Annotated in this window: 13 protein-coding genes; 7 read left to right on the top strand and 6 right to left on the bottom strand. The window is 77.3% G+C overall.

The features are described 5' to 3' along the window. Positions 1-11: 11 nt before the first annotated feature. Both ACR9E3_RS07495 and ACR9E3_RS07490 read right to left on the bottom strand, forming a co-directional pair. Positions 12-434 carry a roadblock/LC7 domain-containing protein gene (locus tag ACR9E3_RS07495; protein WP_285650819.1) on the bottom strand — a complete coding sequence of 141 codons (423 nt, stop codon included), beginning with the start codon at positions 432-434 and terminating at the stop codon, positions 12-14. Continuing rightward, positions 431-5,245, bottom strand: a complete 4,815-nt coding sequence (locus ACR9E3_RS07490; protein WP_460379590.1) for a sensor histidine kinase — start codon at positions 5,243-5,245, stop codon at positions 431-433. The genes ACR9E3_RS07495 and ACR9E3_RS07490 overlap by 4 nt, the downstream gene beginning before the upstream one ends. 492 nt (positions 5,246-5,737) lie before the next feature. Here ACR9E3_RS07490 and ACR9E3_RS07485 point away from each other — a divergent pair, with 492 nt between their 5' ends. Beyond that, positions 5,738-7,447 carry a DNA repair helicase XPB gene (locus ACR9E3_RS07485; RefSeq protein ID WP_460379589.1) on the top strand — a complete coding sequence of 570 codons (1,710 nt, stop codon included), beginning with the start codon at positions 5,738-5,740 and terminating at the stop codon, positions 7,445-7,447. Here ACR9E3_RS07485 and ACR9E3_RS07480 read toward each other — a convergent pair. Further along, entirely contained in the window at positions 7,444-7,869 is a 426-nt protein-coding gene (locus ACR9E3_RS07480) for a MaoC family dehydratase (protein WP_460379588.1), read from the bottom strand. The two genes, ACR9E3_RS07485 and ACR9E3_RS07480, sit on opposite strands and share 4 nt — an antisense overlap. A gap of 162 nt (positions 7,870-8,031) precedes the next feature. Here ACR9E3_RS07480 and ACR9E3_RS07475 point away from each other — a divergent pair, with 162 nt between their 5' ends. After that, complete coding sequence (locus tag ACR9E3_RS07475; RefSeq protein ID WP_460379587.1) at positions 8,032-10,608, top strand: ATP-binding protein; 2,577 nt, start codon at positions 8,032-8,034, stop codon at positions 10,606-10,608. Here ACR9E3_RS07475 and ACR9E3_RS07470 read toward each other — a convergent pair. Continuing rightward, on the bottom strand, positions 10,561-11,076 hold the full coding sequence (locus ACR9E3_RS07470) for a hypothetical protein (RefSeq protein WP_460379586.1): 516 nt from the start codon (positions 11,074-11,076) through the stop codon (positions 10,561-10,563). The genes ACR9E3_RS07475 and ACR9E3_RS07470 overlap by 48 nt on opposite strands. A 145-nt stretch (positions 11,077-11,221) precedes the next feature. Between ACR9E3_RS07470 and ACR9E3_RS07465 the strand changes: the two genes are divergently transcribed. Then, positions 11,222-11,737, top strand: a complete 516-nt coding sequence (locus tag ACR9E3_RS07465; RefSeq protein ID WP_460379585.1) for a pyridoxamine 5'-phosphate oxidase family protein — start codon at positions 11,222-11,224, stop codon at positions 11,735-11,737. A gap of 9 nt (positions 11,738-11,746) precedes the next feature. Here ACR9E3_RS07465 and ACR9E3_RS07460 read toward each other — a convergent pair whose 3' ends face one another. Both ACR9E3_RS07460 and ACR9E3_RS07455 read right to left on the bottom strand, forming a co-directional pair. Beyond that, the gene (locus tag ACR9E3_RS07460) at positions 11,747-12,181 is read right to left on the bottom strand and encodes an ester cyclase (protein WP_460379584.1); all 435 of its coding nucleotides are present in this window, start codon (positions 12,179-12,181) and stop codon (positions 11,747-11,749) included. A gap of 20 nt (positions 12,182-12,201) precedes the next feature. Then, the gene (locus tag ACR9E3_RS07455) at positions 12,202-14,793 is read right to left on the bottom strand and encodes an ATP-binding protein (protein WP_460379583.1); all 2,592 of its coding nucleotides are present in this window, start codon (positions 14,791-14,793) and stop codon (positions 12,202-12,204) included. 247 nt (positions 14,794-15,040) lie between these two features. On the opposite strand from ACR9E3_RS07455, the gene ACR9E3_RS07450 reads away from it, so the two are divergent. From ACR9E3_RS07450 to ACR9E3_RS07435, 4 genes are all read left to right on the top strand, one after another. After that, positions 15,041-15,613: an OsmC family protein gene (locus ACR9E3_RS07450; protein WP_460379582.1), complete on the top strand. Its 573-nt coding sequence runs from the start codon at positions 15,041-15,043 to the stop codon at positions 15,611-15,613. Positions 15,614-15,726: 113 nt separating this feature from the next. Next, positions 15,727-16,878, top strand: a complete 1,152-nt coding sequence (locus tag ACR9E3_RS07445) for an NAD(P)/FAD-dependent oxidoreductase (protein ID WP_460379581.1) — start codon at positions 15,727-15,729, stop codon at positions 16,876-16,878. A 12-nt stretch (positions 16,879-16,890) separates the two neighbouring features. Continuing rightward, entirely contained in the window at positions 16,891-17,268 is a 378-nt protein-coding gene (locus ACR9E3_RS07440) for a hypothetical protein (protein ID WP_460379580.1), read from the top strand. Continuing rightward, the gene (locus ACR9E3_RS07435; protein WP_460379579.1) at positions 17,268-17,729 is read left to right on the top strand and encodes a GNAT family N-acetyltransferase; all 462 of its coding nucleotides are present in this window, start codon (positions 17,268-17,270) and stop codon (positions 17,727-17,729) included. Before ACR9E3_RS07440 ends, ACR9E3_RS07435 begins: the two co-directional genes overlap by 1 nt. The last annotated feature ends 6 nt before the right edge of the window (positions 17,730-17,735 follow it).

Raw genomic sequence — 17,735 nt, 5'->3', positions numbered from 1 at the left:
CCCTCGCGCGGTCATCGCACCGCCGACCCCTGGAGCTCGGCACGGAGCTCGGGGGTCAGGAGCTGGCCCACCCGGTCGACCAGCAGGGTCATCTCGTAGCCGACCAGCCCGATGTCGCAGTTCGGGGCGGCGAGAGTCGCCAGGCACGACCCGTCGCTGATGGACATCAGCAGGACGATGCCCCGCTCCATCTCGACGACGGTCTGCACGACGTCGCCCGCCTCGAAGCACCGCGCCGCGCCCTGCGTGAGGCTGACCAGCCCGGACGCGACCGCGGCCAGCTGGTCGGCGCGGTCACGCGGCAGCCGGTTCGACGCGGTGAGCAGCAGGCCGTCGGCCGACACCACGACGGCGTGGGCGACGCCGGGCACGCGCTCGGCGAAATTCGAGACCAACCAGCCGAACCGGCTCGGCTGCGACTGGGTTTCGGTCACTGCTCCTCCTCGTCCCCGAGACGGTCGCCGTGCGCCGGCTCGTCCGCGGTGTCGGCCGGTCGGCCCCGGCGGGTGGTGCGCCCGTCGGCCACACCCTGCTGATAACTGGCGAGACGTCCGCGGATCGCCTCGGCGCTGCGCCGCGGACCGGCCGCGCCCTCGCCGGGACCCGCAGCGGCGGTCCGGGCGGCGCCGGGCACCAGCTGGGCCCGGGGGCGGCGCCGGGGCAGACCCGACTCGGTGGTGCCGCCGGCGCTGGTGCCGGCGTCGAGCGCGTCCGCCGTCGCCGCGGCCGCCCGCCAGCCCTCGTCCCCGGACGTCGACGCCCACTCGGCGTCGTCCGGCCCGGCCGACGGCGGCGCCTCGCGGAACCACGCGGAGGCGACCTCGTCGTAGATCGGCGTCCGCTCCCGCCGCGGCGTGCCCGCCCGGCCCGGGAGACGTTCGGGGACCGCGCGCCCGGGTGCGGCGGCACCGTTGGCACCGTTGGCACCGTTCGCGGCGCCGCCGTTGCGGGCGTGCCCGTTGCCGTTGTCGGGGATCGCCGGCGGGGCGTCGAAGAGACGCCCGCCGTCGCCGGTCTCCGTACCGAACGCGGCCGGGGGCGCGGACCGCTGACCCGACCGGCGCGGCAGCCCCGCCGGCGGCTGGAGACCCTCGGGACCCTGCGGGGCCTCGGGGGCCGGCGCGTCGCCGGCGGCCGGCGGGGGCGTCGGCTCGGCCGACCGCCGCGGCAGGGGCGACCCCGGCGGCGGCCGGAAGCCCTGCGGGGCGGGCTCCCCGGGTGCCGACGGTGCCGACGGATCCGTCGGCTCGGCCGTCGCGGCGGGTGCCTCGGGCGACCCGGGCGCCTCGGGCGTCGCGGGTGCCTCCGGACGCATCGGCGCGGACCACGCCGCCGGCGCCCCGGGCGCGCCCGGTCCGGCGGTCTCCGTGGCTCCGGCGTCCCCGGCGACACCGGGCTCTCCGGGCTCCTCGGCGGAGCCGGCGGACCGACGGGGCCGCAGTCGCGGCGCCATGCCCGGCGAGAGCGCCGGGCCGCCCGGGGACAGGCGCCGGCCCGTGGGGCGCAGCCCGCGACCCTCGCCCGGCGCCTCCGGGGCGTCCAGCGCCTCCGGGACCTCCGGGGTCTCCTCGGCGACCGGCGCGGGAGTCTCGTCCGCCGGCGCGTCGGTGGCCGGAGCCTCGGCCCCGGGGACGGCCGGTTCCTCGCCGGCGGCGTCCGGGACACCCGGAGCGGCACCGCCGGTCTCGGCGGGGGTGTCCCCCTCCGCTCCGGCGGGTGCGGTGCGCGGCTGCGGGCGCAGGACGCGCGGACGCAGCGGGAGCGTGCCGCGCCGCGCGGGTGCCGCGTCCTCGTCCGACGGCTCGGCGTCCGTCGTGGTCGACGGCGCGGCGCCGTCCGCGGAGTCGACGCTCGCCGCGGCGGCCTCCGGCGGCGGGGCGACCTGGTCCCCGACCGGCTCGTCGACCCGCTCCTCGGCGCCCTCGACGCCCTCGGCGCCCTCGCTGACCTCGCCGGCCTCCTCGGCGTCGGACGGGCCGGGCGGCGGCACGACGGGCGCGCCGTTCCACATCGGCGGACCGGCGGCAGGCTGCTGCGGCCGGCCCTGCGGCTGGTCCGCGGGCGGACCCTGGGGCCGGCCCGGCGGCGGACCCTGCGGGGGGCCCTGCGGCGGCGGCCCGTACGGACCACCGGGACCGCCCGGCCCCTGACCGGGCGGGGCGCCGGGCCCGCGCCACCCCGGGGGCGGACCCCCGCGACGGCCGTCCGGCGGCCCCCACACCGGGCCCTGCGGGACCCCGGGACCGGCCGGCCCGCCGGGGCCACCCGGCCCACCCGGACCGAACGGCCCCCCGGGAGCACCGGGGCCGCCGTAGCCGCCGGGCTGACCCGGGCGACCCGGCAACGGACCCTGCGGCGGGCCCGCCGGACGTCCCGGCGGCCGCCCGGCGAGGCCCTCGGGGCCCTCCTCGGGCGCGGAGCCCTCGGGCTCGGCGCCGTCGGGACCGGCGGCGGCCGGCATCTCCGGAGCGTCGTGCTCGGCCGGTGCCTCGGAGGGCGCCCCGGCCGGCTCGGCGGCGTCGCCAGGCGACTCCTCCTCGCGGGCCTCCGGGTCCCCGCCGACCTCGCCGTCCCCGCCGTCCTCGTCGGGACGCCGACCCCGCCGGCGAGCGGCCGCGGCACCGATGAGCGCCGCGGCACCGGCGGCGACACCGCCACCGATGAGCCCGTGGCGTCCCTGTCCCTGGTCCTGCTCGCCGTCGGTCTCGGGAGCCTGCGGGGCGTCCGCCCCGGACCCCTCCGGACGGTGCAGCGCCGTCGGCGCCTGCTCGCCCGGGCCCTGCTCGACCGGCTCGGCGGACTCCGGCTCCGCCCCGACCGGGGTCTCCTCGACCGGCGCCCGCTCGGGGCGGCGCATCCCGCGTCCCCCGGGCCCCAGGGGGCCGCCGGGGCCGCGCGACCCGGGAGCGCCACCGGGACCCGCAGGCCCCCCGGCATCCCCGTGACCACCGTGCCCGTTGGTGCCGGGCGCCCCGTTCGACGGCCCGCGCTGCGGCAGGACCGGACGGCGTTCCGCCGGCGCGTCGGAGCGCGCCGGGGCGGCGGCCGCGTCGCCCCCGCCCTGCTCCGCCGGATCGACCCCGGGAGAGAAGAACGCGCCGGGCGCGCCCACGGGGCGCCGGCCGCGCTGGGGCAGCGCGGCCCCTCCGTTGCGGGACTGCTGGGGGACGACGCCGGTGGCGCCGTTGCGGGCCTCGGTGTCCTGCGGCGGACCGGCCGCCACCGCGGCGGCGGGCGCCGCGCCCCCGCCGGCGGAGGCGAGGACCGCGGTGGCCGGGATGACGGCGGTGGCGACGACGCCGCCCTCGTCACGGTTGCGGAGCTCGACCGCGATGTGGTGACGCGTCGCGAGGCGGCCGACCACGAACAGGCCCATGCGCCGCGACGCCGACACGTCGACCGTGGGCGGCGAGTCGAGCCGCACGTTGGCCTCGTGCAGGTCCTCCTCGCTCATCCCGACACCGGAGTCGAGGATCTCGACGAGCACCGAGCCGTCGCCGTTCTGCGTGGCGCGGATCTGCACCCGGGTGTCCGGCGCGGAGAACGTGGTGGCGTTCTCCAGCAGCTCGGCGACGAGGTGCACGACGTCGCTCGCGGTGCGCCCGAGGAGCTGGGCCTGCGGCGGGGGCGCGAGGTCGATGCGCTGGTACTGCTCGACCTCGGACGCGGCGGCGCGCAGGACGTCCACGAGCGGCACCGGCCGGCTGCCGCGCCGGGAGAGGTCGGTGCCCGAGAGCACCAGCAGGTTCTCCGAGTTGCGGCGCATGCGGGTCGCGAGGTGGTCGAGCTGGAAGAGGTTGGAGAGCGCCTCCGGGTCCTCCTCGGAGTTCTCCAGCTGCTCGATCAGGCGCAGCTGGCGCTCCACCAGGGCCTGCGACCGCCGCGACAGGTTCACGAAGATCGAGTTGAACGCGGAGCGCAGCCCCGCCTGCTCGGCGGCCAGGCGTACCGCCTGCTCGTGCACCTGGTCGAACGCGCGGGCGACCTGACCGATCTCCTCGCGGGTGCTGATCGGCGTGGGGACGATCGTGGTGTCGGGCGCCTCGCCCTCACGCAGGCTCCGGACCGCCTGGGGCAGGCGTCGCTCGGCGACGTCCAGCGCGGTGCGGCGCAGCAGGCGCAGTGGGCGCAGCAGCGAGCGGGTCACGAAGAAGACGACCGCCGCGCCGGCCATGAGCGCCAGCAGGAGGATCACCGAGGCGACGCCGGCGCCGCTGCGCGCGGAGGCCTGCAGCGCGCCCGCCTGGTCCTGCAGCTCGGTGCGCAGCTGCTGGGCGGTGGTGGCGTCACGGTCCTCGACGGCCGCCGACGCACGCTCCCAGTCCGGCCCCGAGACCTGCAGCGGCAGCCCGGCCGCCCCGCGGCCGAGGACGACCTGGGCCAGCAGGTCGCGGTTGTCGACGTCCGGGCCGACGACCGCGTCGGCGAGCTCGGCGTTGTCGGTGCCGACCGCGGAGCGGAAGTCGTCGACGGCGATCGAGCGGCGCAGCGTCGCGTTGCGGGCCTGGTCGATCGACGGCGCGTCGATGCGCCCGGCCGCGATGCCGGCGGCGACGACGGCCTGGACGTAGGCGTCCTCCTCGCGCACCACCGCGAGCGAGTAGAGGCCCGAGGAGAGCCCGGCGACGCTCGGGTCGGCGGCCTCGCGGGAGAGCGATCGGTCGAAGACCTCGAGCGCGTCGATCGACTCGGTGTAGCGGCCGATGGCGCCGGCGGCGTCGACGCGGGCGTTGAGCACGTCGTCGCGGATGCGGTCGAGCTGGGTGAGCTCGGCGTTGGCCTGGTCGAACGACAGGCGGGTCTGCCCGTCGAGCGAGTCGGCGCCGCCGTCGGCCTCGCGCAGCTCGGTGACCGCGCGGTTGGTGGCCTCGACGCGCTGGTCGACCGGCGCGGACCCGCCGGCACGGTTGGCCGCGACGAACACCGCGCCCGCCGAGCGCTCGGCGGCGAGGTCGCCCATCAGCCGGGCCGTGCGGTCCTCGAGCGACACGGCCTGCTGCACGCCGTCGTAGGAGGCGGCCTCCTCGGTCTGCTCGACGATGCGCAGCACGCCGAGGGTGAGGACGAAGAGGGTCGGCACCAGCAGGACCGCGGCGAGCTTGACCGGCAGGCTCCAGTTGCGCAGGGCCAGCCGCTCGGTCCAGTCACCGCCGTCGTCGCCGGCGGGGCGGACGGAGGGCTCCTCGTGGTAGCGGACCGACGCCCGGTCCGGCGTGCGCTCGGGTGCTCGCTCGGATGTGGTCACGGACGGGTCCTCCCGGTTCCGCCGGTCGGTCGGACGTCGCCCGGCGCGCCCACGCGCCGAACGCGTCCCTGGTCCACGCTGGGTGACCAGGGATGGGCTAGGGTCGGGACTGACCGGACAGCGCGGTGGCACACGGGTGACGCCGAGCGCGCGGCCGGTGACACGGCGACACGACGATCGAGGTGCAGGGCGGGCAGCATCAGGGTGGTCAGGCGTCCGTAGCGGTCGGCGCGAGGTCCTCGACGGGCGGGCCCGGCGGACACCTCGCTGCGGGTGGGCTCCGACGCCGTTCGCGCCGTGAGCCCCTCGGGTTCGGTCGGTCACTCCTCGTGGGCGGGGTCGAGCGGGCCCACTGTATCCGTCGTGCCCCGCGGAATGCCCGGGACCGCCGCAGCGCTCCCCGAGCGGTGCCCCCGCTCCGCCCGACGGTGCAGGCCGTGGACGGGGGACAATGAGTTTGACCACCCGTCGACGCGCCCGGAGGTCGAGAGGTTGAGCCACCCCGGCAACGGACCGCTCATCGTCCAGTCCGACAAGACCCTGCTGCTCGAGGTCGACCACGACGACGCGCCCGCCGCTCGTCAGGCGATCGCGCCGTTCGCCGAGCTCGAACGCGCCCCCGAGCACGTCCACACCTACCGCGTGACCCCGCTGGCGCTGTGGAACGCGCGCGCCGCGGGCCACGACGCCGAGCAGGTCGTCGACGCGCTGGTGCAGTACTCCCGCTACGCCGTGCCGCAGGCGCTGCTCGTCGACGTCGTCGACACCATGGGCCGCTACGGGCGGCTGCAGCTGACGAACTCCCCCGTGCACGGCCTGGTCATGCTGTCCAACGACCGCGCGGTGCTCGAGGAGGTGCTGCGCAACAAGAAGATCGTCCCGATGCTCGGCGACCGCATCGACGACGACACCGTCGCGGTGCACCCCTCCGAGCGCGGGCGGCTCAAGCAGGCGCTGCTCAAGGTCGGCTGGCCGGCCGAGGACCTCGCGGGCTACGTCGACGGCGAGGCCCACCCCATCGAGCTCGACCAGAGCGACTGGGAGCTGCGCGACTACCAGGCCGACGCCGTCGAGGGCTTCTGGCACGGGGGCTCGGGGGTCGTCGTGCTCCCCTGCGGCGCGGGCAAGACGCTCGTGGGCGCGGCCGCGATGGCGAAGGCCGGCGCGACGACGCTGATCCTCGTCACCAACACCGTCGCGGGCCGGCAGTGGAAGCGCGAGCTGGTGGCGCGGACGTCGCTGACCGAGGACGAGATCGGCGAGTACTCCGGGGAGCGCAAGGAGATCCGCCCGGTCACCATCGCGACCTACCAGGTGATGACCCGCAAGACGAAGGGCGAGTACCGCGCGCTGGAGCTGTTCGACTCGCGCGACTGGGGTCTGATCATCTACGACGAGGTGCACCTGCTGCCCGCGCCGGTGTTCCGCATGACCTCCGACCTGCAGTCACGCCGCCGCCTGGGGCTCACCGCGACGCTGGTGCGCGAGGACGGCCGCGAGGGCGACGTGTTCTCGCTCATCGGGCCCAAGCGCTACGACGCCCCGTGGCGCGACATCGAGGCCCAGGGCTGGGTGGCGCCCGCCGACTGCGTCGAGGTCCGCGTGACCATGACCGACAACGAGCGGATCATCTACGCCACCGCCGAGGCCGAGGAGCGCTACCGCCTCTGCGCCTGCGCCAAGACGAAGATCCCGGTGGTGCGCAGCATCCTCGAGCGGCACCGCGGCGAGCCCGCGCTCGTCATCGGGGCCTACCTCGACCAGCTCGACGAGCTGGGCGTCGCCCTCGACGCCCCGGTGATCCAGGGCTCGACGAAGAACAAGGAGCGCGAGGTCCTGTTCGACCAGTTCCGGCGGGGCGAGATCCCGGTCCTGGTCGTGTCGAAGGTCGCGAACTTCTCGATCGACCTGCCCGAGGCCTCGGTGGCCATCCAGGTCTCCGGGACGTTCGGCTCGCGCCAGGAGGAGGCCCAGCGCCTCGGCCGCCTGCTGCGCCCCAAGGGCGACGGCCGGCAGGCGCACTTCTACTCGGTGGTCGCCCGCGACTCCGTCGACGCCGAGTACGCCGCGCACCGCCAGCGGTTCCTCGCCGAGCAGGGCTACGCCTACCGGATCGTCGACGCCGACGACCTGCTGGGGCCGGTGATCCCGGATGTCGAGTCCGAGGGCGAGCCGGACAGTGAGCGGCAGGGCCCCGACTAGGGGCGCTCGGTCCAGCAGACCGCGGTGCCGGCGACGGCGGTGATGCCGTCGTCGCGGGTGACGCGCACGTCCAGCGTCGTGATCGGCTTGTCGGTCCGCGCCGCGGTCACCTCGACGGTCCCGGTGATCACGTCGCCGGGGCGCACCGGGGCGAGGAAGCGCAGGTCGAGCTGGAGGAAGACGCTCCCGGGACCCGGGAGGTCCTCGGCGACGACGGCGTTGAGCACCGCCGTGGTGACGCCGCCCTGGACGACGATCCCCACGAACCGCGTCGCCGCCGCGTACTCCGCGTCGTAGTGCAGGGGGTTGCGGTCGCCCGAGATCGCGGTGAAGAGCTCGATGTCGCGCGCGGTCACCAGGCGCGACCGGCTCGCGCTCTGCCCCACGCGCGGCGTCTGCGCGGTCTGCTCGTCGATGGTCATGGTCCTGCCTCCGTTCTGCACAGCGACCATGCTCGGCGCGCCGCCCGGCGACGTCGTCGGGAACCACCACCCATCTCCGGGACCCCGATGCCCAGGTCAGGGTCCGTGCGCTGCTCCGCTCGGTCCTGTCGGACCCCCGATCGGCGGGGCACCATCGACCCCGTGGGGGCCGCGGGGCTGTGGGAACGGCAGGCCGAGCTCGACGTGCTCACCGCCGCCCTCGACGCCGCGGTCGCCGGCGCCGGGGAGGCCGTGCTGCTGGCCGGGCCCGCGGGCATCGGCAAGACCACCGTGGTCCGGGAGTTCCTGCGCACGGCGTCGACGCGCGCCCGGGTCCTGCTCGGTGCGTGCGAGGACCTGGTCGCCCCGCGCACGCTCGGGCCCTTGCGCGACGCGGTGGCCGGCCGCGACGGCCCCCTCGCCGCGGCGCTGCGCCCCGACGCCGCCGAGGACGTGCTCACCGCCGCCCTGACCGAGCTCGCGGCGCGTCCGACGGTGCTGGTCGTCGAGGACCTGCACTGGGCCGACGACGCGACGCTCGACGTCGTGCGCTACGTCGGGCGCCGGATCGCGGACGTCCCCGCCGTGCTCGTGGTGACCTACCGCGACGACGAGATCGACGGCGAGGACCGCCTCCGGCGCGCGCTCGGCGCGCTGACGACGGCCCCCACACACCGGCTCGCGCTCCGGCCCCTCTCGCGGACCGCGGTGGCGCAGTGGGCCGGCGGCACCAACGTGACCACCGCCCCGCTCTACACCCTCACCGGCGGCAACCCGTTCTTTCTCTCCGAGGTGCTCGCGGCCCCGGACGCCGCGGTCCCGGCCACCGTCGTCGACGCCGTCCTCGCGCGCGCCCGCGGGCTCGACCCCGGCGTCCGGCGCGCGCTGGACCAGCTCGCCGTCGTCCCGGCCCGCGTCGAGATGCCGCTGGTCCGCGCGGTGATCGGCGACCGCTCCGTGCTCGACGACGCCGAGCGGGCCGGGCTGCTCGAGGTGACCCCGCAGGCCGTCGCCTTCCGGCACGAGCTCGCGCGGCGGGCGCTGGAGGGCGCGATCCCGACGAGCACACGGCTCGACCTGCACGCCCGCGTGCTCGCCGCGCTGCACCACGACGACGCACCGGACCCCGACCGCCTCGTCCACCACGCGGTCGGCGCGGGCGACGACGCCGCGGTCGTCGCCCACGCGCCCGAGGCCGCCCGGCGGGCCGTGCGCGCCGGCGCCCAGAGCCAGGCCGTCCAGCTCTTCGCCGAGGTCGTGCGCCGCCGCGAGGTGCTGACCCCCGAGGAGGATGCGCAGATCCACGAGGAGTACGGCTGGGCGCTCTTCCACGCCGGGCGGTACGCCGAGGCGGCCGCGGCGAGCGCGGAGGCGGTCCGCGGGCGGGAGGACCGCGGCGACGCCGCCGCCCTCGCCCGCGCGCTGGCCTCCGCCGCGACGCACCAGTGGTCCGACCTGCGCCCCGACGACGCCCTCGCGTCGGCCCGCCGCGCCGTCACGCTGCTCGACGGCGCCGGCGCGGCCGGGGAGTACGCCGCCGCGTACAGCTACCTGGGCGCGTTCTTCACGACGGTCGGGCGCGAGGACGAGGCGGTGCCGGTCCTGGACGCCGCACTGGCCGCCTCCGAGCGGCTCGGCGACAGCCGCGTGCGGACGACCGTGCTCGTCTTCCGCGGCCAGTCCCGGTTCCAGCGGGGCGACACCGACGGGCTCGACGACGTCCGGGAAGGGCTGCGGCGCGCCCGGGCGGGCGGCGACCACGAACCGGCGATGCTCGCGTACCTCAACCTGGTGCTGTCGCTGTGGCAGACGAGCGACCTCGAGGAGATGGACGACGTCCTCGCTGACGCCGCCCGGTACGGCGCGGACCGCGACTTCGCCTCCTACGAGCGCATCCGGGAGACCTACCGGCTGCGCCGGCTCGCGCTGCGGGGCGAGTGGGACGCCGCCGAGACGGGCCTGCGCGGTCTCGTCGACGACCGCCCCGACGGCGGCGTGCTCGACCGGTTCGCCCTGCCCTACCTGGCCGGCCTCGCCGTCCGCCGCGGCGCCGGGGACGCGGCGACGCTGGTCGACCGCGCCCGCGAGCTGGCCGTCCGCAACCCGAGCGTGGTCCTGTCGGCGGCGGTCCTCACCGCGCGCCTCGAGCAGGCGTGGCTCACCGGCGGATCGGGCCCGGTGGACGAGGCCGCCGCGCTCCTGCGCGAGGGCCCGACCACCGGGCGCTGGCGCGACCTCGCGGAGCTCGCCCGCTGGCTGCGGCGGGTGGGCGGCCCGGTGGTCCCGGTCGCGGGGGCTCCGGAGGAGCTCGCGGCGGGACTGGACGGTGACACGAGCACCGCCGCGGCGGCCTGGGAGCGGGTCGGCGCCCCCTACGAACGGGCGCTGGAGCTGGCGGAGTCCGGCGAGGCGGAGCCCCTGCTCCGGGCCCTCGACGTGCTCCACGACCTCGGCGCGACCCCGGCGGCGGCGCTCGTGCGCCGGCGGCTGGCCGAGCGCGGCGTCCGGCCGCCTCGCGGGCCCCAGGAGGCGACCCGCACCAACCCGGCCGGGCTCACGAACCGCCAGCTCGACATCCTGCGCCTGCTCGCCGGGGGCCGGACCAACACCGAGATCGCCGAGGAGCTGGTGCTCTCGGTGCGCACGGTCGACCACCACGTCTCGGCGGTCCTGGCCAAGCTGGGCGTGGGCTCACGACGCGACGCCGCGGCGGCCGCGGGGCGCCTCGGGCTGGCCTGACCGGGTCACGGTCTCGCGCGTCCTCGTCAGTGCGAGCCAGAGCGCGACCATGCCCGTGCCGAACACGAGCCCGGTGGCCAGGCCCTCCACCTGCAGCGGCACGAGGCCCAGGACCGGCCCCGGGAGCAGCGCGGCCGCGATCACCGCGGCGTAGGGCCACGGCGACACGGCCCGCAGCAGGGGCTCTCCTGCGTCCCCCACGCGGAGGTACGTCACCGACTCCGCGAGCCCGACGAGGCCGCCGAGCACGAAGAACACCCGCCACACGACGGCGTCGCCGCCGGAGAGCACCGAGCCCAGCCCCATCGCCCCGGGCAGGAAGAACATCAGCGTGGTGTGCAGCGTGGCCCGGTGCCGGGCGACGTCGTGACGCCAGCGCTGGTCCAGGCCCAGGACCACGAGCCACAGCGAGAGCAGCGTGAAGCTCACGGTGGTCAGCAGCTGGTAGAAGCTCAGGGCGGCGCTCATCGGGACTCCTCCGGGTCGTCGGTGCGACCAGCGTCGGACCGGGGCGTCGCCCGGTCATCGGCCACGCACGCCCACATCGCGCGGGGCGGCTGCCCAGACCGCGGGAGGTGGGCAGCCGCGGCCGTGATGTGGGCACCTCGCGCCGATGAGCGGCGCCGTCACCGGGACGACGCTCGGGCGCATGGACACCGACCTCGCCGCGCTCGCCCCCGACTTCGTGGCCCGGGCGCACGCCGTCGTCTACGCCGCCCTCGCGACGGTGGACGGCGCCGGGCGCCCCCGGTCCCGCGTCGTGCATCCGTTCTGGGAATGGGACGGCACGGCCCTGGTCGGGTGGATCGCGACGACGCCGAGCCCGAAGCTGCGCCACCTCGAGGTCGTCCCGTCCGCGTCGTGCGCCGCGTACGACGGGCCGTGGGTCGCCGCGGTCGCCGACTGCCGCGCCGTCCGCGTGACCGACGACGCCGCCCGCACGCGCGTGTGGGAGCTGCTGGCCGCCGCCCCGCCCCCGGTCGGCTTCGATCCGGGCGCGATCGGTGTGCCCGGCTGGGACGGCCCCACCGCGCCGGGTTTCGTCGTGCTGCGCCTCGACCCGTGGCGCGTGCAGGTGCGCACCGTGGGCCCGGGCGGCGTGGTGCTGCGGACGTGGCGGGAGCGCTGAGGGTCCCGCTCAGGCGAGCGTCACGGCGCCGAGGCGCAGCAGGTTCCCGAGCTCGTCGCCGACCATGACGATCCCGCTGATGCGACCGTCGGTGAGCGTGAGGACGTCGATGACGCGCAGGTCGACCGGACCGCCGGTGGGGGCCACGACGCCGAGCGGTGTCGGCAGCGGGCCGGTGTGGGTCCCGAGCATGCGGAAGGCGACGACGAGCTTGCCGGGGACCTCCACCCGCTCGAGCACGACGCGGTCCATGTCGCTGTAGGCGGCCTGGATCGCGCGGGCGCGGGCCAGCAGGTCGGCGAGGGTGAGGCTCGCGCCGTTGACCTCCACCGGGTCGGTGTAGAGCGCGCCGAACGCCGCGAGCGCGGCCGCGTCGTCGTCGGGCAGCGGGGTCGACCACAGGTCCATGAGGCGGTCGACGAGGTCGGTGCGGGTGCGTGTCACGGGGTCCTCCCGGTGGGTCGTCAGGCCTGCGCGAGATCCGCGGCCAGGCCGAGTCGTGCGGCTTCCGCGGCCGCCTCGCGACGGCCGGTGACGCCGAGCTTCGCGAGCACGGCGGAGACGTGGTGGTCGACGGTGCGCACGGAGAGCACGAGGTCGGCGGCGATCTCGGCGTTGGTGCGCCCGGCGACGATCCGGCCGAGGATCACCAGCTGGCGCTCGGTGAGCCCCGCCGGGTTGGTCCGGGTCGCGGGGACGGGTCCGCGGGGCACCGACCGCAGCCCGAGCTCGCGCAGCCGGCGCCGCGCGAGGGCCGCCGCGGGCGCCGCGCCCAGCCCGTCGAGCAGCGCCAGGCCGTCGAGGGTCGCGGCGACGTCGCCGGAGTCGACGAGCTCGAGGGCCTGCTCGTAGGGGGCGCCGAGGTCGCGCCACCCCGCCGCGGCGGTCGGGGTGTCCCCCCGGATGCCGGCGGCCAGCGGCTCCGGGCAGCCCGGGAACGGCGTCACGTCCTCGCCGAGGCGCCGCCGCCAGCGCAGCAGCTCGGCGCGCTGCCGGGCCGGGCCCGGCCCGCGGACGCGGGCGGCGAGGCGGTCCAGCGCCGCCCGGGCGCGGTCGGCGTCGCCGGCGAGCCAGGCGTGCTCGATCTCGGCGAGCAGGGCGGGCACGAGCTCGTAGCGGCTGTCGGCCCGCCCGGCGTAGTCGAGGGCCCACGCGAGCACCGCGTCGGCGTCGTCGGCGCCGCGGCGTACGAGCAGGCGGGCGAGGGCGGGCAGGGAGTACCGCGTCGCCGCGGTCTCGCCCCCGTCGGGGTGGCCGGCGAGCCGGCGCAGGCCGGACTCCGCCTCCTCCCAGGCCCCGCCGACCGCGCGCCACCGCAGACGGTGGGCGACGAAGTGCTCGAGGTAGAGATTGAGGTCGAGCTCCTCGACGTAGGCGAGGCCCTCGTCGGCGAGCGCCGCGGCGTCGGCGAACCGGCCGACCTCCCAGAGGTCCTGGACCCCGAGCACGTAGCCCTGCACCGCGATCACGTGCTCGCCGGTGTGCTGTGCCGCCCGCCGGGCCTCGGTGAGCTCGGCGAGCCCGCCGGGGTCGTCGAGCAGCATCCGGGTGCGGCCGCGCAGGATGCGCGCGAGCGCCTCGAGGCTGGGCGCGCCCACGCGCCGGGCCGTCGACGCCGCCGCGTCGGCGGCCGCCAGGGCCTCGTCGTAGCGGTCGACGGTCGAGAGCAGCAGCCCCTCGTAGGCGAGCGCGAACGCCAGCGACGGCCCCTCGCCGCCCTGCTCGAGGCAGGTGACCGCGCGGCGCGCGGCCGCGACGGCGTCGTGGTGGCGGGTCAGCCCCCAGAGGGTCGGTCCCAGGGGGACCAGCGCCTGGCCCAGGGCGACGGGGTCGCCGAGCTCCTCCCGCAGGCGCACCGCCGCCTCGCCGGTCACCAGGGCGAGCGTGAGCTGGTTGCGGGTGAAGTGCGAGGCGGCGCAGGCGGTGAGCATCGCCGCGCGGTCGGCAGGGGCGACGAGGTGGCGGCGCTCGAGGACGTGCCCGTAGAGCGCGATCTCCTGGGCGAGCGCACCCGCCCGGTACGCACGGCGTGCCGCCTCCGGGCCGTGCGCGACGACGGCGGCGTCGTCCCCGGCCCCCACCGCGTGGTGCACGAGACGGGCCGGGTCGACGTCGTCGCGGGCGCCGAGCGCGGCGAGGACGCGGGCGTGGCGGCCCATGCGCGCGGTCGTGGTCAGCGCGCTCTCGACGGCGCGGCGGGCGAGCTCGTGGCGGAACGACACGGTCTGCGTCCCGACCTCGATGACGCCCGCCGCCTCGGCCGGGCCGAGGACCGCGAGGTCGCCGAGCAGCTCGCGGGCCAGCGCCAGGTCGACCGTGGCGGGCACGACCGCGAGCTGTTCGAGCGCCGCCGCGACGTCGGCGGGCAGCCGGTGCAGGCGGGCGAGCACCGCGTCGACGACGGTGACCGGGACCGCGGCCGGGTCCGAGGTGTCCCCGGCGAGCACCTCGGAGACGTAGAACGGGTTCCCGCCGGTCAGCCGGTACAGCTCGGCGGACGTGACGGCCGTGCCGCCCGCCCAGCGGGCGACCGCGTCCCGGGAGAGACGCCGGGGGCGCAGGCGGTGCACCGCGGGCCCGCCGAGGGCGCCGAGCACCCGCTGCAGCTCGTCGGAGACCTCGCCGTCGCGGTAGGTCAGCACGAGCACCGCCGGCAGCGCCTCGATGCGCCGCCCGAGGTGGCGCAGCACGTCGAGGGTGGCGCCGTCGGCCCAGTGGACGTCCTCGACGACCAGCACCGTGGGCGGATGGGCCAGCGCGGTGCGGACCGCGGCCATGACGTCGTCGCGGTCCCCCGTCGCCAGCGCGCGCCCGAGCGCACCGTCGCGGGCCGCGTCGCGCAGCGGCCCGAGCGTCCGCGGCGTCACGAGGTCGTCGCACGCGCCGATCAGCACACGGGCCCGGGCGGCGCCGCGGACGAAGGCGCGGACCAGGCTCGTCTTGCCGATCCCGGCCTCCCCGGCGACGAGGACGACCGACCCGGTGCCCGCGGCCGCCCGGTCCAGCGCGGCGGCGAGCACGTCCTGCTCGTCGGCACGTTCCATCAGGTCGGTCATCGGTCCACCTCCCGGTCTCGCGAGCGACGCTAGGGACGCGGCGGGAGGCGGTGAAGCGACCCGACCACCTACATCTCGCGCCTTGCTGCCCATCTCTCGCCCGGCCCCGTCCGGTGTCGGTGACGGCACGGGTGACGTGGGCACCCGGCGCGCCGGGATGGGCAGGTGATGCCGATGCCCCGGCAGGGGGCGGCGCCCGACCGTGGTGGGGCACCGGGAACCACCCCGAACACCCAGGAGTCACACCATGACCGAGACCGTCGCCCACACCGTCCGCAACGGCGTGGACACCACCAACCTCTTCGCCACGCTCGACGTGCTCACGGGCCAGCCCGACCTCGCGAAGTTCCGCTTCCGCGCGAACAACACGTGGATGGGCGGCTCGCACAACCGCAGCACGATCAAGGACTTCTACGCGGCCGGCGGCGAGGACACCTCGCGGGCCGAGGCGTTCACCCTCGACGCCGGCGAGCCCGCGATCCTGATCGGCGAGGACGACGGCCCGAACCCGGCGGAGTTCCTGCTGCACGCGCTGGCCGCCTGCGTGACGACCTCGCTCGTCTACGCCGCCTCCGCCCGCAAGGTGAAGCTGACCGCCGTCTCCTCCACGCTCGAGGGCGACCTCGACGTCATGGGCGCGATGGGCCTCGACGACCGCGTGCGCAACGGCTTCCAGCAGATCCGCATGACCATCCGGATCGCCGGCGAGGCCTCGGAGGAGAAGCTCCGCGAGGTCGTCCGGCGCGGCACCGACCGCTCCGTGGTGTTCGACAGCATCACCCAGGGCGTCCCCGTCGTCGTCGACGTGATCACCGACTGACCCCGCACGAGCGGCCGCGGGCGCGATCCGCCCGCGGCCGCCCCCGACTCCCCCGGTGGCCGGGCGCGACCCGCCCGGCCACCGGCGGCACCACCCCCGAAGGAGGAACCGCCATGAACACGTCCCACGACGTCGTGGTCGTCGGCGGCCGACCGGCCGGGGCGGCGACGGCGCTGCTGCTCGCCCGCGCCGGGCTCGACGTCCTGGTCCTGGAGTCCGGGCGCCGCGGCACCGACACCCTGTCCACGCACGCGCTGATGCGCGGCGCCGTCGTCGCGCTCGACCGCTGGGGCCTGCTGCCCGCGGTCCGCGAGAGCGGCGCCCCCGCGATCACGCACACCGAGTTCCACTACGGCGACGAGTCCCTGACCGTGGCGAGCCGGCACCCGCTGGTCGCGCCGCGCCGCACGGTGCTCGACCGCATCCTGATCGACGCCGCGCGGGACGCCGGCGCCGACGTCCGCTTCTCGGCCCGCGTGACCGGACTGCGCCGCGACGTGCGCGGCGCCGTCGCCGGCGTGGAGTACGTCGAGCGCGGCAGCCGCGCCGCCGGGGTGGCGCACGCCCCGCTGACCGTCGGGGCCGACGGGCGCCGCTCGACGGTCGCCGCCGCGGTCGACGCCCCGGTCGAGCACGCCGGCGAGGCCGCGAGCGCCGTCCTCTACGCCTACGCCACCGGACTCCCCGGGGACCGCTACCGCTGGTGCTACCGGCCGGGCGTGACGGCCGGGGTCGTCCCCACCCACGACGGCCGCGCCTGCCTGTGGGCGGGCGCGCCGACCGCCCGGTTCGACGCGCTGCGCGGCGACCTCGACGCCGGTCACCGCCGGCTGCTCGCCGAGGCCGCCCCCGACCTCGCGGCGGCGACGGTCGAGGGGCCGGTCCGCGGCTTCCCCGGCGTCCCCGGGTTCGTCCGCACCGCGAGCGGGCCGGGCTGGGCGCTCGTCGGCGACGCCGGCTACTTCAAGGACCCGCTGACCGCGCACGGCATCACCGACGCGCTGCGCGACGCCGAGCTGCTCGCTCGCGCGGTGATCTCCGCACCGGCGGGTCGGCCGGCCCGCCGCGACGCGCTGCGCGCGTACCAGGACACCCGCGACCGGCTCTCCGCCGACGTCGCCGCGATCACCGAACGGATCGCCTCGTACGCCTGGGACGTCGCCGAGCTGCGCGACCTCCTGCCCGCCCTGAGCCAGGCCATGCGCCCCGAGGTCGCGGCCCTGCTCGCCCTCGACACCCCCGCCGACCGACCGCACGCCGCCTGAGGAGGCACGACCATGAGCACGATCATCGACCCCGAGCTCACCGTCCGGCTTGGCGCGCTGTCCCCCGACGACGTCGCCCGCATCGACCGTTACGCCACCGCCGCGTTCCTCTGGCGCCGGCTGACCCAGGAGGACGCCCTGGAGGTGGCGCGCGGCCTGCACTGGCGGGCCGTCGGCCGGGCGCCGACCGCCCCGTCCGCCGAGATCGTCACCGCGCTCGCGCTGCAGCCGCCGACCGCCGCCGAGCGCGACCGGCTCGCGGCCGTGCTCGACGCCGTCGCCCCCGCCGAGGCGCCCCCCGGGGCCCCCGGCCCCGAGGACCACCGCCGGGTCGGCCACCGCCTCTCGGTGGCCCTGAACCTCCTCGACACGGCCAGCACCATCGTGTGATGGGCACCGGGGACGGGCTGCTGCGCTGGGCGCGCGAGGACGAGGTCGCGGTGCTCGAGGACGTCCAGCGCGAGGCCTCGCTGATCTGGGACGAGTACCGCGCCGACCTGCTCGCGCACCCCGAGGCGATCGAGGTGCCGCGCGGGCAGGTCCGCTCGCCCGGCATCCGGGTGCACGAGCAGGACGGCGCGGTCACCGGCTTCGCGGCCGTGCTGCCGCTGCCCGACGGCGACGCCGAGCTCGACGGCCTCTTCGTGCGCCCCGCGCACATGCGCCACGGGATCGGCGCCCGGCTCGTCGCCGACGTCGTGGCCCGGGCGCGGGACGCGGGCGCGCCCCGCCTGGTCGTCACCGCCAACCCGCGCGTCGAGACGTTCTACGTGCGGTGCGGCTTCCGGACGATCGGCGAGGCGCCCACGCGCTTCGGGCCGGCGATCCGCATGGACATGGACCTGACGTGACCGCCG

This window comes from Actinomycetospora sp. C-140, from assembly GCF_054796175.1.
Note: the sequence above shows the minus strand (reverse complement) of the source record. Positions and strands in the feature narration are given on the sequence as shown.

Coding starts and splice junctions, on each gene's coding strand:
- ACR9E3_RS07440 (WP_460379580.1), top strand. CDS start 16,891: ATGAGCACGATCATCGACCCCGAGCTCACCGTCCGGCTTGGCGCGCTG.
- ACR9E3_RS07445 (WP_460379581.1), top strand. CDS start 15,727: ATGAACACGTCCCACGACGTCGTGGTCGTCGGCGGCCGACCGGCCGGG.
- ACR9E3_RS07435 (WP_460379579.1), top strand. CDS start 17,268: ATGGGCACCGGGGACGGGCTGCTGCGCTGGGCGCGCGAGGACGAGGTC.
- ACR9E3_RS07465 (WP_460379585.1), top strand. CDS start 11,222: ATGAGCGGCGCCGTCACCGGGACGACGCTCGGGCGCATGGACACCGAC.
- ACR9E3_RS07480 (WP_460379588.1), bottom strand. CDS start 7,869: ATGACCATCGACGAGCAGACCGCGCAGACGCCGCGCGTGGGGCAGAGC.
- ACR9E3_RS07455 (WP_460379583.1), bottom strand. CDS start 14,793: ATGACCGACCTGATGGAACGTGCCGACGAGCAGGACGTGCTCGCCGCC.
- ACR9E3_RS07450 (WP_460379582.1), top strand. CDS start 15,041: ATGACCGAGACCGTCGCCCACACCGTCCGCAACGGCGTGGACACCACC.
- ACR9E3_RS07470 (WP_460379586.1), bottom strand. CDS start 11,076: ATGAGCGCCGCCCTGAGCTTCTACCAGCTGCTGACCACCGTGAGCTTC.